We start from the raw sequence: 14,902 nt of genomic DNA, 5'->3' as shown, positions 1-14,902 counted from the left end.
AGTGAGGATAATCTTCCCATTTTAACTTGTACTAAATCTTGACATAGGATCACAATTCATATAATAAAACGCACCTTTCGCAACAAATGTTTTGCTACAAAAAGTACGTTTATATGAGATTATTGGATCTACACTTAAAATCCGATTGCATACTCAAGGTAAAATTTTTTGTTAAAGCCTCTTAATTCATATCATGGATTACATTATTACTGAGAGCCATGATGAATTAAGAGACTGGGATTTATGTGATTGGAAGTCTTAAAGTATATCACAATTAAATTATAAACATTTTCCTTTATAACTTTTTTCCTTTAGTCTAGTAACATTTCTTGCAGGAATATATAGCATAAAATTCTCATACTCCTGTATCCATCTATTACCTCCCAATAATAATTCTCCCCATTTTTTTTCTAAAGTATAAGCAAGTAATCCTAACTCTAATTCAAGTTTTGAACCATTAATCAAGAAACTCTTTATTCTCAACCTATCTTCATCCGAAATTGAATATGTAATAAATGAGTCAATGTTATACTGATACAATTCTTCATTTTCTCTTTTTTCAATATATACCATTTCTAATTCAGCTGAGTGAAGTAAAAATGATAATATATATTTATCACAGAATAACACTACTTCATTCTCTGAAATGATTGAAATACCCAAATTATATGTCTCAATTATTTTCTCAAATAATTTTTTAAGTAAATTTTCTAACTCCATTGTATATCTCCTTATTTTGTTGATTTTGGAATCATCTGCATTAAATCTTGATCAAAAATATATCCATTTCTTTCTAGATATTTTATTTCTTTACCGAATCCAGATAATTCTAATAAACCTGTATCTTTGTTAATTCTATACATAGATGCCTTATTTGGTTTTGTTGCTAAAGAAATCAAATCATTTCTACCAATTGCCTCATCTAGAAAAGGAACATTATAATCATTCCAAAAATCCACGCCTGGTGCGTTACTTAATTCATCAGGAACATTTAATAAATTAAAGCCTCCTTCATGTCCATCATAACTAAGAGATTTTATATTTCCAGTTTCTTCAAAAATATATTGTGTATCCATATCATATCTACCAAGTATTGTAGTAGTTTTTCCCTCTGTAGCTGTAAATTTCACTCCAGAAGTCGGTTCATAATTTACTTCATTAAAGAAAGTGCCTTGAACATTACCTTTACCATATGTATCAGCAAAATAATTGTACCATTCTTCTCCTGAATAACTGCCACCCTTAATTGTATTATCAACCTCATCCACCCCAGTAACCTTAATTCCGTTCTTAAGCAATGCTTTATCTGCAATCACTCCCGTCGTAGAACCTAACACTATCGCCAGAGCAACTGTCACCGCAGAAGGCACACCTGCCTTATCACAAACGATTACGGTCGAGCCTGACACCGCTTCAGCCAGAATATCTGCGGCAAACATTTTGGCTAAAGCCATTCCCCCGCCTTTCGCAATTGCCGCTCCATATCCTAAGGTTACCAGGCTTACTGCCCCTGATACTACCTTAAATGCTCGTTCATCTCCTGTTAGATAATCTCCTGTTATAAGGGTTTTACCCGTTGCTGCCTCAATAATGGGAATAACGACAGTCATTTCGCTTAAAGATTCTAATAGTTCCTTCCAGAATGGGGCGTCCTTTTTATGAGCAAATTCTTTTAATACCAGGCTGTCCAGATACTCCTGTAAATTTACTTTACTTGGGTCTATTTTATCATTATTTACCAGATTTTCATAGTCTTTTGCAAATAATTCCGCAAAATCATCTACTTTCTGATAATTGGTGAGACTGTTATTCTTATTGCGGCTGCCTATAAAATCCTCCAGGTTTAGAGAGGTCATATCCCCCCCAACCTCATCATACATTCCGGCTCCTACATACATACTTGTATGTTCCTGTAACCCTATGGTATTATCTGTCTTTGCATCTCTCATATCAATGGCAGCCATCAGATCCACGGCATTATTAAACCCTTTATAAAGTGGATTTTCCAGATATTCATCAATATCATATAATACATCACTGGTATAGTTTAACAACGCACTTCTATGTTCTACGAATTCATCTATCCGCTGCCCTTGAGAAGAGAAGCCTGCCCCCAGGGAATGGGAGTCCAGTTCCCCTTCGATATCCTTGCAAAGATCATCCAGATCAGCGAAGTCAAAGAGGAGGTTCGCAGAATATCCCATGGTAATATTAGCTCTCTCCAGCCAGGTGTATTTCTCAATTATTTCTCTTCCCAGTTGTCTTACCATTTCGCATCCCCCCGCTGTAATGCTCTTGCCAGTATCATGTCCTGTTCTATCATATCGATAACAGCATTTACTGCAAACTGATACGCTTTACTATAAAGATTAATAAGTGTTTGGGTGTGATTGTAACAGCGTGAATAAAACACCAGCATTTCTTCTTTTGCTTTTCCCTCGTATAAGACCTCTCCTTCAAGCAGATTCAGGGAATTTTCTATTTGCTGCATGGCATCTCCCAATTCAGAGACCATTAACAGTAGCTTGTCAAACTCCTGAATCATTTCAAAGGAAATCTTAATGTTAGCAGCCATTATATACCCCCTCCTTACTGTTTATCTGAAATAACTTCAGCAGCAGCTGTCTGAATTGCAGTGAGCCTCCCCGCTTCATCCGCTTGGAGGCAGGCTCATAGAGATAACCCTGGTTCTCTTTCTGGTATAAGATATAGGTACCGCCGGATTTATTCCGCTCAAATTCCTGTAGGAAAGTGATATTCCTTAATTCCGGGCTCTCTAAATCCTGGTACCATTCTTCAAATTCCGTCTTTTCTGATATTCTCTCCCTGGAATCCTCTTCTGCCAGAAAGGGGATATTTCTCATATATTCATATAAGAACAATTCTTTTTTTAAAACAGTCATTTCATAACCCTTATCGGTCCTGCATAAACATATAATATTTTTTTTATCTTTAGCAAAGGCGATATTCATCTGATTCATTATCAGATACCGCTGTGATTCCTTGTATTCTTCTAATACCTTTACCGCAAGGCAAAAGCTTTCCGTCGGTTTCTTATCCTCTAAAAATTTATTCTCTGTCAGCCGTGTCAGAGTATTCTCTATGTATTCTTTTGATATTTCCTGAGGTGCACTGAAATTGGTGCCAAATATGCGCTTTCCATCTAATACACTGTTAAAACAGATAAGTTCCTCTTCTTTGAACAGCATCCTATATCCTCTCCAATTCCTGGTAAGATTTGCAGTTACCGGTAAACTGATTCATATTTTTATTGTGTTCCTGCAAGGTTTCCAGGGCTACCTCACAGGTGTTTCCATTGACTTTCGCAGTTTTAACTTTTCCAATGGATGGGATTTTCTCACCGATTAATTGTCCGTGATATTGCAGCACCAGATGCAGGTAGCTTTGAAATTCCTCTTTGCTCTTACCTTTCCACTGATCTGTAACCTGCAGCATAGCAAGAAATTCTTTGCCTAACTGAAATGCCTTCTCTATGTTTTCATTCATTTGAGATGTGTTTTTTTCGAGCTCTGCGAATCTATCACTGTCTAAAACTAATTTTTCCATCGTTACTACCTCCTAACTTAATGTAAAAGCTTCTTTATTTCTTTATTTCTTTGTTGCTTTCGCACTTTGCGCTGCTGCCCTTTCTCTTTCTTCCCTTTCCTGTTCTTCCCGAATACGCTGCCTTCTCCTTTCATCCTCAAGCCTGCACTGTTCGACATAATATTCATACATGCTTTGAGCAACCACTAATTTATTGCGAAAAGTTGCTATCATATTCTTATAATAATCCAATAAATCTGTAGTATCCTTCTGGTAGATAATAAATTTATTATCATACATGCTAACTAACTCCCCAGCTAAGTTATTCTTATCGACGGTCCCTTTCATTATCTTAAATTCCATGTCACAGCCTGTTTTTAAATTGTTATAGAGAGCTTCCGCTTTTGGAATTTTCTTATTTAAATATTTGACTAATTTACTGTATTCATCTCTTTTTCGTTCATTGTCCGATGTATGAAAAAAATCACCAACCGAATCCCAGAAATACATCTTATACCTCCTTCATTCCTATGTTATTAATCCGCTCTATTTCATTTTGCTTTATCCAAGCATATACAGTCTTATTGTAAATTTTGAAAAAAGCTGCAGTAGGAAAGGATTTTTTATCGCCATCCCATTCCTGCTGCAGCCTCTTTACAACTTAATTCCTATAATTTTAGCCTGTCAGCTATTGCCTTATCTGTCTCCTCCAACGTAGTTGCAGTTTCTGTTAACTGTGTTTGAATTCCAGTAAGGATCTGAGGCATCGTCTTGTCCAGAACCGGCCATAAGTCGTAAGTAAATCCGCTGATAAATGCAGATTGAGCAGCACCTTCCCAATTTGCTGCAATTTCATTGATTTTTGAATTTAATGCATTTGCATCTGCTGTCATTGCATCCTGTTTCTGTTTGATAAAATTCGCTGCCTCTCTTAGTTCTTCTGGTGTAATTCTAATGGTTCCTGCCATTTTTTTATCCCCTTTCAAATTTGTATGATTTTATGTTAATTCTCTTTATTTTTGAGAGAATTAATATCTCATTAATCTAAGTCACAATTTTTTTATCTGTGTTTTATATACCATAACTTAACTTTTGTTTAAGCCTTTGTATAAGTTTTTATTTAATTTATGTTTTTTACTTACAGAAACAATATGACATTTATTTTTGTTTATAGTATCTTTTTAAGGGTTTTTATAATATAAATATACACTTTCTATAAAAACTTCGTTTACTGAAACCGAACTTCTTTTAACTAAAGCAAAATCCCTTTCCATATTTACTACTATCCAATCAGTACTTATAAGCAGGATTGTGATATATCTCCCAGACAGAGTTTTTTATAAAATTACACAATTTATTACATAAAAAAACTGACCTCCTAATTGTTAGATTTTAAGTTCTAACTTTTGGGGGTCAGTTCACTTTAAAACAGCTATTTCATTCTATATACTAGATTTTATAACATCTTACCATTCTTCTTCCTTCGTTACCACTACTTTAACTGTAGCTGACTGGCTTCCGCACTTTATGGTAATGTTTGCTTTTCCGGCTTTCAGTGGTGTATATACCCATCTTTCCTCTTCTTCATTATATACAACCTTTAAAACCTCCGGTTTATCAGACTCAATGGTAACCTTATCGGTTGTATCCCAAGGATCCAGTTCATAATTTATTTCAAAATATTCATCACCAATATAAGTAGATAATTCTTCTTCCGAATCAACAGTTATTGCCTTGCAGGGAGCTTCTGCAACTTCAATAGAAACTGTACCAATAACAGTTCCCTGTTCTGAGCCTTCTTTTACAGTAACTTCTGCGGTTCCGGCTTTATTTCCATAGATATATAAACTGCTGTCGTCTTGTTTTAACAATAATACATTGTTATCCTGATTTGCTTCATCATAACCCTTTATCTCAAAATAATAACCGGTGTTTTCTTTACCATAATTAACCAATGATAACGCATTAATAGAATCACCTAATAACATTTCCTGTTTGCCTTCTGCAACACTGGTCTCTTTTATAACTACTTTGAAGCTTCCAAGTGTTCTGGACTTTTTGTTGTAAGTTTCTTTCACTGTTATGGTATAGGTACCGGCTTTTTTTGCCTCGAACTGATATCCGTAAATATAACGATCAGCTATAAAGCTTTTCAGAACATCCTGATATTCCTGATTATCTGTAACATCTTTTATATTGGAAGAACTATATTTCACTTCTTTTATTGTGAAATCATTACTACTGGAGGTCAGTGTATAAACAGCATTGGGATTGCGATATTCTATACTGTATAAACTGCTGGAGGAACTATAATATCCTGCAAGATCAAAACCGCCTTTTCCTACTGCAAATTCACTATCGGAATCACTTACCAGAGTTGCATTTTTTACTGTGACTTTACATTTTCCAATTGTTGTTTTTTTACTTTTGTAAGTCTGTACACAGGTTATTGTTGCACTTCCTGCTTTCACACCAGTGAGGTCTCCACCAGTTTTACCTATCTTAACAACTTTGGTATTGCTGGAGGTAAACTGATATGTTGCACCCTTCAGTGCGTTTTTAACTGTAAGTTTTTGCGGGCTTTCTATTTCCCAGTAATTTTTAATATAATATACCTTGTTTGTCATTTTGCCAACCGGTATTGTTAGACTGGTTGTGCTTATTGCTGTTTTTTTCGTGGCTGCCTCTGCTACAACTCCAGGCATGGCAAGATTCCCTATAACCAGTGCACAGCAAAATACCATTAATACTAAAAGTTGCGTGATTTTCATCTTCTGCATTTTCATAAATCCTCTCCTTTGTTGTTAATAATTATCATATTATGTAAAAAATGCTAACATAACCTCAATTAGTTTACCAAATTTCTGACAAATGTCAAGAATATTATACTTTATTTTCATTTTTTTTACATCTCAGTTATAGCCATCATACTTTCTTACTTAATTTATCAATATATTACCTGCCTCCATCAACATTTTAATAATCGGTGATATCTAAATTAATTACTTTTATCTATAACCTTTAGGATATCTTCTCCATATTTATTTACCTTTGCTTCACCGAATCCAGATATATTTAACAACTCTTCTCTGCTCTTTGGCATTTTCAAGATCAAATCCTTAAGTTGATTATCATTATAAATAAAATATGGTTTGATTTTCTCTTCGCGGCTTTTATTTAAACGATAAGCCTTTAATTCTTGAAAAATCTTTGTTTCTTCTATTCTTACATCATTTTCACTTACTGCATTATCATTTACTGAAACTATAGAAATATCATCAGAATCAGTTTCTTTTTGTGTTTCAATAGCTAGTTCAGCGGTATTTTCTGTTTTAGCTATAATTCTGTATTTATCGTATTTTATAGTGTAATCTTTATCAACATCTTTATGTAAATCTAAATAAGATTGAGCCCATAACAGCATTTTTTCATCTGATACTGCCAGCTCTTTCGAACTTTCATACATATTTTTAATATACTTAACTAATTGATCCGCTCGTATTACTTTTTCTTTTACTTCCTTCTGTGCGTATTTTGCATTAAGTACTGTTTTAGGATTAGCCAAAACTACAACTGATTTATTGATATCTTCAAAATATTTTTCAGCCATTATTTTTGTTAATATGTTATTTTTACTATTAACCCTGATCTTTTTCATCAATTCCAGATGCCGTTGATTTTGTGTAATCGGAGAATAAATGCCTTCTTTTTTCTTTTTTCCTCCAAACTCTGTGGTACGTATAAAATCTCCCACATTATTAATTTCAATATTTCCATAAAGATTTTTACATTCCAATACAAAACATAATTTTCTGGTAAAAACAAGATAATCAATTTGTGCACTTAAATCACCTAGTTCCAGGTAAACATCGTGTAAAATATACATTGGCATATGACAATTTTTTAGCTCGAATGCTATATTTGCTTCACCTGCAATTCCGTATTCAAGACTCTTTAAATCTTGTTTCAGTAATAACTGCCCTTCTTCATTTAATGCTGGTTCTAAGTTTCTTAGTTTTTCCAACTGTGAATCTATATTACTGTTTTCCTTTAGAAAAACCGGTTCTTTCAAATTATTAAATAATCCCATAGTGTCCCCCTGTCATGTAATAAATTTAATTCAGCTTATAGCAATAATCTTCCCCTGGGTTACGCATTGTTTTGCAAAATATCGTGAATAACACAGCCTCCATATCTAATATGATTAAAAATTATTTTTTGTTGTTATTTTTTAGCATTTTTTATAAGTTTATTTTTGGAATTTAACAGAATCTAAACAAAAAAACATCAAGAACTAATTTATCGTTCTCGATGTTTTTTCTGTTTACTGTCGCCCCACAATAACTGCAGTCTCGAAAAATTGAGGCAGATGAAAATTCGGTCTGTCACTTACAATCGGTGCATAACTTGCATAATGCTCCAGATTTTTACTCTCACATATTTTATAAAAATTGCAGGTAAATCTATCCCCTGTTTTTAATGGTTCTATACTAAAAATATTACAAATCATCTCCATAGGCACTTTCAGCAGCACAGACCAGGAATCTGCTTTACGGGTGGCTTTACAGCTTCCTCTCCAGGGAAAGGTTTTATAGACATTCTTTCTGTCCCCCACAATTCCAATTTCATTCAGCATCGCACCGTTGGAATTCATTTCAAAGTTCGTATAGTAAGGAATTTTACGCTTTGGAGTAAAATTAAAAAAAGCTTCCAATGCACTGTCCCGGTAAACAGGATCATTATCTTTTGTATAGGTGGTGAGAGGATTCGCTTCCATTGCCGTCATACCAACTACCAGACCTAAATTATGAAGCAGACCCATCCTCCCAAAGGCTTTGGGTTGATATCCTTCCACCCAATTAAAATGATTGATGTGAAAAAGTTCACACTGTTCCAGTTCTTCAATGGATTCTATTAATTTAACATGATATGCCAATTATATCCCCCCGATTTCTGTCATTGCTTATATCTGATACCCCATGGGATTATTTTTCTGCCATCTCCAGGCATCTTCACACATGTCATGTAAGCTCTTTTTGGCAGTCCAGTGCAGTTCCTCTTCTGCAAGTGCAGCATCTGCATAACAGGTTGCGATATCTCCAGGCCTTCTTTCCTTAAGAACATATGGAATCTCTTTACCACAAACTTCACTAAAGGCACGGAGCATTTCCAATACACTATAACCTCTTCCAGTTCCAAGGTTATAGGCTTGTATACCCGGCTTCTCCGCCAGCTTTTCCACAGCTTTTACATGCCCCAGTGCCAGATCCACAACATGAATATAATCACGTACACCGCTTCCATCCGGTGTAGGATAATCTGTCCCAAATACCCCTACTGCTTCCAACTTTCCAGCAGCAGTCTGTGTTATATAAGGTACCAGATTATTGGGAATTCCTTTGGGATCTTCACCGATCAAACCACTTTGATGTGCTCCAATGGGGTTAAAATATCTGAGAAGTATTATATTCCAAGCTGAATCCGACACGTAGAGATCACGGAATATCTCCTCCAGCATGAGTTTGGTCCTGCCATAGGGATTGGTCACTGACAGAGGAAAATCCTCTTTGATGGGTACCGTTTTCGGATTGCCATATACTGTAGCGGAGGAACTGAATACTATGTTTTTCACACCATAGTTTCTCATTACCTCTAAAAGTACCAACGTACCGGTTATATTATTCTGATAATACTCCAAAGGCTTATAAACAGATTCACCCACTGCCTTTAATCCGGCGAAATGAATTACTGTTTCAATCTTTTCCTGCTCGAATACCTGCCTCAGTTTATCCCTGTCGGTCAGATCAACAAGATAGAATTTCAGCTCTTTTCCGGTAATTTCTTCTACCCTTCGAAGTGCTTCTTCACTGGAATTGCAAAGATTATCCACAACTACTATATCATAACCTGAATCCAACAGTTCAACGCAGGTATGACTCCCAATATATCCGGCTCCGCCGGTTACCAATATCGACATCGTTTCTGCTTCCCTTCTGCTTCTCATTTACATTCATTCTTTTATGCTATTTCATATATACATCATAACACATATAATCATATTATTCACAGTATTCTATTCATAATGCCTTTATTTATAGCTTTATATTAAAAGCTAATAATATGCAGCTTCTTTATATAACTCAAGCCACCCGGCTCCAGGTATCCCTCGGCCAGGTGGCTGATCCTCTTGTTAATCTGGAAGTATATTATTGTTTGGAGGCCAGAAATTCGTCCATTTGGCGTTGTACTTCCGCAATGTATTCATCAATTCCGGCATCTTTTAGTGCCTGCAGGGCCTTGGGATATTCTGTTTCATAATCCACAAAGCCATAAAGAATTGGATTCATCTGCTTGCCTGCCACTTCTTTGATGGCTGCTTCAATTTCCTTTACCTTTTCGTTATTAAAGCGGAAACCAAGCATTTCTGAGGTGACAGCCTGATCGTCCCAGCTGGTATATGTATCAATATAAGCCTGATCTACCTCAGGTGTAAATAACTGATAGTTCTTGTTACGGAACATCCATTCATAGAAAAATTCATCGGGTACCAGTTTATTGATTCTTCCGTCAATAATCTCGTAATCTTTTCCTTCTATTCCATAAATGGCAAACAAATAATTTTCCTTTGAACTATAAATCCAGTTAATAAATTGCATTGCTCCATCTGGATTCGGTGCAGTCTGAGGAATACATAATACCTCGCCGCCTGTTGCAGTGATGTAACGAGGCTCCTCTGACTTTAGAGTATAGGATTTCAGCTTCGCATTTGGTGCGTTGATTCTTATCTCATCGATAATTTCATTCTCTTTTCCTAAGGATCCTTCTACCCATAGATAAAGACCTGTCATCATACGGGAATCCTTCTCATTGTATTTAATGGTAAGATCATCAGAATACAGCCCGTCAGAATACATTTTATTGTTAAACTGTGCTACCTGCTTAAAAGCCTCTGTCTCGTAATAGTCATACACCTTATTGGTATCTTCTCCATATACTGCGGTATCTTCATTGGCACACCAGGTAAGCTGTTCCGCTGCAAAATATCTGGTCAGAGGTTTAAAGATGGGATCTGCCGGCCCTTTCATCTCCGGGAACTGTTCCTTTGCCTTTTGTGCAAAAGCTGCCAGATCCTCGACGGTATTAATTTCAGTCATACCGCAAGCTTCTAAAATATCCTGACGTACACAGATTTGCTGATACATTCCTGAGGAAGGTGCATAAGCAGAAGGTATTCCATAGATTTCTCCATTAATCGTCGCACCATCCAGACGTTCCTCAGGCAGTACCTTAAACATATCCTGTCCATATTTTTCAACCAGCTCGTTTAATACAGTGGCCTGCTTCTTATTAACAATGGTCGATAGGTTCGGTAAGCCGTCCCAGTACAGATCAATTGGTTCCTGTGCAGCTAACATAATATCTTTCTGCTCCCAGTATTGATCCCAGGGAACATATACCATTTCAACTTTCAGTCCCAAATCCGATTTCATACGGTCAGCAAATTCATTCTTCATAAAACTGGACATACGGTCTCTCTCATCGCCAGGGTAAAGAATTGTTATAGTTCCACCTGTTTTTTTGTCACCGCCGGCACCTGTTTCACTGGCTGCTTTATTTCCTTGACTATTCCCCTTGCCGCACCCGCCAAGCAAACCAATCACCATAATCAAGGCAATCATAATTGTTAGTAACCTTTTCATAATACATCCTCCTTTAATATTTATAGTAAGCCTTAGGATTTATTACCTGTGACAGCTTATGTTCTCTAGGGCTTATTATCTGTGTAAAGTGTGTTGCCTGCAACAATCATTCCTTGCGAAGCTTGTTCCCTGCAAGGGTTTTCTGTAAGGTCTTTTCCTATAAAGTATTTCCCTGCAACGTTTCCTGTGTTTTCTCTGTAATATTTCCCCTATAAAGTTTTTCCTTGTAATGTTTTCTGTGCTGTTTTCTCTTAAACATTTTTCCTATAAAGTTTTCCCTGAACGTTTTTTTCCTATTTTTTCCTCAACATTTTTCCTATAAAGTTTTTCACTTCAATGTTTCTGTGTTGTTCTCTCTGCAACATTTTTCCTGCAAGGTTTTTTCTATATAGTTTTTCCCTTCAACGTATTTCTGTACTGTTTTTCTATACCGTTTTTCCTGTTAAGGTTCCTTGCCTGTAAACTCTTTATATTCCCGGCCAGAACATCCCTATTCTTTAATCGCTCCCGTCATAATACCCTGTACAAAATACTTCTGTACCAAGGGATAAAGAAATAGAACCGGTCCGATGGTAATAATTGTAACAGCCATTTTAACTGTCTCTGCCGGCAATGCTATATTGGCGGCTGCACCTGACGGAATCCTTCCCGAACTGATGGCATTGACATTGGATAAGATGGAATAAAGGTAATACTGCAGTGGAAATTTATCCTTGTCGTTAATGAAGATCAACGCATACCACCAGTTATTCCAATACTGCAGAGCGTACATCATTCCTACGGTCAGAATGGCCGTCTTGCTTAACGGAATGGCAATCTCCCAATAGATTCGAAAGTAGTTTGCACCATCAATCTTTGCTGCTTCATAGAGGGACGGTGAGATACCGGAAAAATAGGTACGCATTAGAAACATGTTCCAAACACTGAATATAGAAGGCAGTATCAAAGCCAGAATACTGTTCTTCAGACCATAGTAATTAACACAGACTACATACCAGGGAATCAGACCGGCTGAAAATACAATGGTAAAGTTACAGAGAAATGCAATTATATTTCGATATTTCAAGGACTTTATGGAAATGGCAAAAGCTATCATACTGGTAATCAGCATTGCTCCCAGTGTACCCGCCACCGTAATAAAAATTGTTACTCCATAGGATTTTAAGATCTTTTGTCCGCTGTTTATAAAGATGTATAGATATGTATTAAATGTAAACCCCTGGGGAATAACCGAATATCCATGCTTTACAATCTCTTGTTCCCCTGATAAGGACACGCTTAACGTTAACAGTAAGGGATAAAGACACAGTATTCCAAATAATCCAATAAAGGTATAAGCAAAGGTCGTAACCATCCGGTCACTCAACGACTTACTTTTTCTCATTAGAACAAGCCCTCCCCTTCATTGTATTTCTTCGCTGCCTGATTGGCGACGGTTACTAATATCAATCCCATTACGGACTGGAATAAACCGATGGCAGTAGAATAAGAAAAGCCCAAAGTTCTCATGGTCTGGTATACATAGGTATCAATAACCGTTACCGCATCACTGAGTACCGGATTGTTACCTACAATACCGTAGATCATTCCAAAATCACCATAAAAAATACGTCCGATACTCATAAGCGTCAAAACAACGGCGGTAGGTTTCAGCATAGGCAGGGTGAGAGATAAAATTCTCTGAAATTTATTGGCGCCATCCACCTCGGCGGCTTCAAACAACGAACCGTCAAAACCCGCCATAGCCGCCATATAGACAATAGAACTATACCCACTCCACTTCCACATGTTTGCAAATATTATGATACCCTTCCAATACTTTGGTTCGGCATACCATTTAACCGGCTCTAATCCCATATCCCGCAGCATATTATTTACCACACCTACATCTGTAGAAAAAAATCCATAAATAATGGCACCGACTACTACCCAGGATAAAAAATATGGAAAGAACATAAAGCTTTGAGTTAATTTTTTAAAGAGCTTACTACGTATTTCATTAAAAAATATTGCAATACTGATAGGTACAATCAACCCCAAGATGATACCAAAAAAGTTAATAAAAAGAGTATTGTAGGTTACTTTCCACCCCATACTGCTTTTCGAGAAAAAATACTTGAAATTATCCAGTCCCACAAAAGGACTTCCGAAAATACCGTCCACTACATTAAAATCCGTAAATGCCATCCAGGTACCGGCAAAAGGGACATAACAAAACATAATCAGAACGATTAATGCAGGCAGACACATTAGGTAGAGCCCTCTGTTACGCCTCATTTCTTTCAAGAATTCACTCCTGCGGTTTAATTTGGCAGTATGTACATTATTCAGTTTTTTCTTTGATCTCATACCTTCTCCACCATTCTTTTCCTTAATTAAGAGTTACGCAATTCTTCCTTTAGCTCATCTACGTCAATAATCTTGCCGGTGAGTCTGGACTTTTCCGCTGCATACGCCATCACATGACTTTCAACGGATTGCCCGATGGAGGATCTGCTGTTGGTTTCTCCTGATTGTAAAATCCTAAGAAAATCTTTCATCAAACCTACATCGCCTCCGCCGTGACCACTTTGAGGCATTGCTGTATTGTATACTTTCTGCTCATAGCCCTCTATTGCATTGGAAGTAAATTTTGTAACCTCAATTCTATTTAAGCTGTCATCTCCTTTGATTTCCCCATTTTCACACATAATCTTTAAAGTGCGCCCCATTTTATTCGTGAAACCGCTTAAGTTAAAGCTAACAGTAACCTGATTTTTGAATTCGATTAACACCACCTGATTATCACAGACATCGTTATCACAACGATATACACATCTGCCATAAGGACTGTTCTCCAGAGCTTTTAATAACCCTTCTGTGGTCTGATCTTCTGTAACCACCGTTGCCGGCCAGCCGCCTAACACCGGAAGATAAGCCTTTCTGGCATCAAACCGGCATTCACTTGCTGCCTTACAATCCAGGCAGCGGCTGGCACTGTCCATCGGAGCATTTTCTTCCTTGAAATACTGCAGACTTCCAAAAGAAGAAATTCGCTTTGCTTCACTTCCTACCAGCCAGCTCAGGATGTCCATATCATGACAGGACTTTTGCATCACCAGGGGGCTGGTTAGATCGCTTCTTCTCCAATTCCCCCGGACAAAGGAATGTGCTATATGATAATTCCCAACATTCTCATTATGCTGAATGGAAACAACCTTTCCCAATTCCCTGCTGTCAATGATTTCTTTGATGGTGGAAAAGAAATCCGTGTAGCGAAGCACATGGCATACAACAATTCTTCTTCCTAACTCATCAGCCTTATCCTGTATCATGACACATTCCTTGGGATCCGGGGAGATAGGCTTCTCCAGTAAAATATCATACCCCAGTTCCAGTGCTGTCATTGTCTGCTTGTAATGATCTCTATCCATACTCGCTATGATAAGAGCGTCCGCCAGTTTTCCCTTTTGAAAGAAATCCCCGGCCTTGTTAAAGCAATATTCTTCTTTTGTTCCCAGCTTTCTTGCCGCTGTCCTTCTTCGTTCTTCATTGGGTTCAATGATTGCTACGATCTCTGCCCCCTTAGTCTCGCAGGCATATTCAGCATACACCATACCCCTTTGCCCTGCTCCCATTAATGCCAGTTTCATTTGCTTCCTCCTGTTGTAGTCTTT

Annotated in this window: 15 protein-coding genes; all 15 read right to left on the bottom strand. The window is 37.0% G+C overall.

From position 1 onward, the window contains the following. Positions 1-279: 279 nt before the first annotated feature. The 15 genes from BR73_RS0110845 to BR73_RS0110775 all read right to left on the bottom strand — a co-directional run bounded on the left by BR73_RS0110845 (position 280) and on the right by BR73_RS0110775 (position 14,878). The gene (locus tag BR73_RS0110845; RefSeq protein ID WP_033165536.1) at positions 280-720 is read right to left on the bottom strand and encodes a hypothetical protein; all 441 of its coding nucleotides are present in this window, start codon (positions 718-720) and stop codon (positions 280-282) included. 11 nt (positions 721-731) lie between these two features. Next, positions 732-2,270 carry a pre-toxin TG domain-containing protein gene (locus tag BR73_RS28280; protein WP_081848614.1) on the bottom strand — a complete coding sequence of 513 codons (1,539 nt, stop codon included), beginning with the start codon at positions 2,268-2,270 and terminating at the stop codon, positions 732-734. Continuing rightward, positions 2,264-2,575, bottom strand: coding sequence for a hypothetical protein (locus BR73_RS0110835; RefSeq protein ID WP_033165535.1), 312 nt, complete (start codon positions 2,573-2,575; stop codon positions 2,264-2,266). The genes BR73_RS28280 and BR73_RS0110835 overlap by 7 nt, the downstream gene beginning before the upstream one ends. Beyond that, a complete protein-coding gene (locus BR73_RS0110830) occupies positions 2,565-3,209 on the bottom strand; it encodes a DUF5081 family protein (RefSeq protein WP_033165534.1) in 645 nt (214 codons plus the stop codon). The genes BR73_RS0110835 and BR73_RS0110830 overlap by 11 nt, the downstream gene beginning before the upstream one ends. 1 nt (position 3,210) lies before the next feature. Beyond that, complete coding sequence (locus tag BR73_RS0110825; protein WP_033165533.1) at positions 3,211-3,567, bottom strand: hypothetical protein; 357 nt, start codon at positions 3,565-3,567, stop codon at positions 3,211-3,213. A 42-nt stretch (positions 3,568-3,609) separates the two neighbouring features. Then, positions 3,610-4,056, bottom strand: a complete 447-nt coding sequence (locus BR73_RS0110820; protein ID WP_033165532.1) for a hypothetical protein — start codon at positions 4,054-4,056, stop codon at positions 3,610-3,612. A gap of 158 nt (positions 4,057-4,214) precedes the next feature. After that, complete coding sequence (locus BR73_RS0110815; RefSeq protein ID WP_033165531.1) at positions 4,215-4,514, bottom strand: WXG100 family type VII secretion target; 300 nt, start codon at positions 4,512-4,514, stop codon at positions 4,215-4,217. Positions 4,515-5,012: 498 nt separating this feature from the next. Then, positions 5,013-6,332, bottom strand: coding sequence for a hypothetical protein (locus BR73_RS0110810; RefSeq protein WP_033165530.1), 1,320 nt, complete (start codon positions 6,330-6,332; stop codon positions 5,013-5,015). Between the two features lie 212 nt (positions 6,333-6,544). Then, complete coding sequence (locus BR73_RS0110805; protein ID WP_033165529.1) at positions 6,545-7,636, bottom strand: HRDC domain-containing protein; 1,092 nt, start codon at positions 7,634-7,636, stop codon at positions 6,545-6,547. A 234-nt stretch (positions 7,637-7,870) separates the two neighbouring features. After that, positions 7,871-8,482: a carbohydrate-binding family 9-like protein gene (locus tag BR73_RS0110800; RefSeq protein WP_051685132.1), complete on the bottom strand. Its 612-nt coding sequence runs from the start codon at positions 8,480-8,482 to the stop codon at positions 7,871-7,873. Between the two features lie 27 nt (positions 8,483-8,509). Next, the gene (gene galE / locus BR73_RS0110795) at positions 8,510-9,523 is read right to left on the bottom strand and encodes a UDP-glucose 4-epimerase GalE (RefSeq protein ID WP_033167323.1); all 1,014 of its coding nucleotides are present in this window, start codon (positions 9,521-9,523) and stop codon (positions 8,510-8,512) included. A 229-nt stretch (positions 9,524-9,752) separates the two neighbouring features. Further along, a complete protein-coding gene (locus BR73_RS0110790) occupies positions 9,753-11,246 on the bottom strand; it encodes an ABC transporter substrate-binding protein (RefSeq protein WP_033165528.1) in 1,494 nt (497 codons plus the stop codon). Between the two features lie 490 nt (positions 11,247-11,736). Further along, complete coding sequence (locus BR73_RS0110785; RefSeq protein WP_033165527.1) at positions 11,737-12,630, bottom strand: carbohydrate ABC transporter permease; 894 nt, start codon at positions 12,628-12,630, stop codon at positions 11,737-11,739. Continuing rightward, entirely contained in the window at positions 12,630-13,595 is a 966-nt protein-coding gene (locus tag BR73_RS0110780; protein ID WP_051685131.1) for an ABC transporter permease subunit, read from the bottom strand. Before BR73_RS0110780 ends, BR73_RS0110785 begins: the two co-directional genes overlap by 1 nt. Positions 13,596-13,621: 26 nt before the next feature. Beyond that, complete coding sequence (locus BR73_RS0110775; RefSeq protein ID WP_033165526.1) at positions 13,622-14,878, bottom strand: Gfo/Idh/MocA family oxidoreductase; 1,257 nt, start codon at positions 14,876-14,878, stop codon at positions 13,622-13,624. Positions 14,879-14,902: the final 24 nt, after the last annotated feature.

Origin of the sequence: Clostridium sp. KNHs205, from assembly GCF_000702945.1 — a bacterium.
Taxonomy (GTDB): domain Bacteria; phylum Bacillota; class Clostridia; order Lachnospirales; family Lachnospiraceae; genus Anaerocolumna.
This window is presented reverse-complemented; position numbering and strand designations above follow the sequence as displayed.

Excerpts from the sequence above, each read along its gene's own strand:
- BR73_RS0110845 (WP_033165536.1), bottom strand. The coding sequence starts at position 720 with ATGGAGTTAGAAAATTTACTTAAAAAATTATTTGAGAAAATAATTGAG.
- BR73_RS28280 (WP_081848614.1), bottom strand. The coding sequence starts at position 2,270 with ATGGTAAGACAACTGGGAAGAGAAATAATTGAGAAATACACCTGGCTG.
- BR73_RS0110835 (WP_033165535.1), bottom strand. The coding sequence starts at position 2,575 with ATGGCTGCTAACATTAAGATTTCCTTTGAAATGATTCAGGAGTTTGAC.
- BR73_RS0110830 (WP_033165534.1), bottom strand. The coding sequence starts at position 3,209 with ATGCTGTTCAAAGAAGAGGAACTTATCTGTTTTAACAGTGTATTAGAT.
- BR73_RS0110825 (WP_033165533.1), bottom strand. The coding sequence starts at position 3,567 with ATGGAAAAATTAGTTTTAGACAGTGATAGATTCGCAGAGCTCGAAAAA.
- BR73_RS0110820 (WP_033165532.1), bottom strand. The coding sequence starts at position 4,056 with ATGTATTTCTGGGATTCGGTTGGTGATTTTTTTCATACATCGGACAAT.
- BR73_RS0110815 (WP_033165531.1), bottom strand. The coding sequence starts at position 4,514 with ATGGCAGGAACCATTAGAATTACACCAGAAGAACTAAGAGAGGCAGCG.
- BR73_RS0110810 (WP_033165530.1), bottom strand. The coding sequence starts at position 6,332 with ATGAAAATGCAGAAGATGAAAATCACGCAACTTTTAGTATTAATGGTA.
- BR73_RS0110805 (WP_033165529.1), bottom strand. The coding sequence starts at position 7,636 with ATGGGATTATTTAATAATTTGAAAGAACCGGTTTTTCTAAAGGAAAAC.
- galE (WP_033167323.1), bottom strand. The coding sequence starts at position 9,523 with ATGTCGATATTGGTAACCGGCGGAGCCGGATATATTGGGAGTCATACC.
- BR73_RS0110790 (WP_033165528.1), bottom strand. The coding sequence starts at position 11,246 with ATGAAAAGGTTACTAACAATTATGATTGCCTTGATTATGGTGATTGGT.
- BR73_RS0110785 (WP_033165527.1), bottom strand. The coding sequence starts at position 12,630 with ATGAGAAAAAGTAAGTCGTTGAGTGACCGGATGGTTACGACCTTTGCT.
- BR73_RS0110780 (WP_051685131.1), bottom strand. The coding sequence starts at position 13,595 with ATGAGATCAAAGAAAAAACTGAATAATGTACATACTGCCAAATTAAAC.
- BR73_RS0110775 (WP_033165526.1), bottom strand. The coding sequence starts at position 14,878 with ATGAAACTGGCATTAATGGGAGCAGGGCAAAGGGGTATGGTGTATGCT.